The organism is Rahnella sp. Larv3_ips, from assembly GCF_003697865.1.
GTDB classification, from domain to species: domain Bacteria; phylum Pseudomonadota; class Gammaproteobacteria; order Enterobacterales; family Enterobacteriaceae; genus Rahnella; species Rahnella rivi.
Genome location: NZ_MJIB01000013.1, coordinates 87,946 through 88,489 on the forward strand (window position 1 = coordinate 87,946; position 544 = coordinate 88,489).

Here is a 544-nt window from a genome sequence, read left to right on the forward strand (position 1 = left end):
CTTTGTTAACAACGGGACAATGACCGTCAGCGGCAGTACTGCGGTGGCAATGTCCGGTCAAAATAATACGACGCTGGTCAACAACGGGACGATCAATCTTGGCGATTCCAGCCTTTCTGTCGCAGAAAATGGTACCGGGCTTGTGGCCTTTAAAGCGGTGGGCGACAACGTCACGGCCTATAACCAGGGCACGGTGAATATCAATGCCAACGATTCCTATGTGTTTGACCGCGGAGGCAGTGCCACGGCGCATCTGGTGAATACCGGTGAAGTGAATGTGCGTACGGGTGTGACGTCGGGCGGTCTGGTGAAAGGCGAAGCCGGTTCTGTTGTCGATACCACCTCGGTTTACCGCAGCACAGTCAGCAACTATACCGTAGGCACCACTGCCGCCGGCACGTCAGGGACAATGACGGTCAGTCATGCTGATTTGAATGACGTTTCTGTTGATACCGGTTTTACCTCCGGCACCGCCGCCCAGACCCAAACCTTCGACAATGTCTTTGTGGGTGAAGATATTCAGGGCGCGGAAAACATACAGTCA

General features: G+C 54.2%; 1 protein-coding gene. It reads left to right on the plus strand.

Annotated elements, in window-relative coordinates:
• On the plus strand, window positions 1-544 hold a 544-nt coding region (locus ED901_RS16285), incomplete at both ends, for a hypothetical protein (RefSeq protein WP_205965116.1).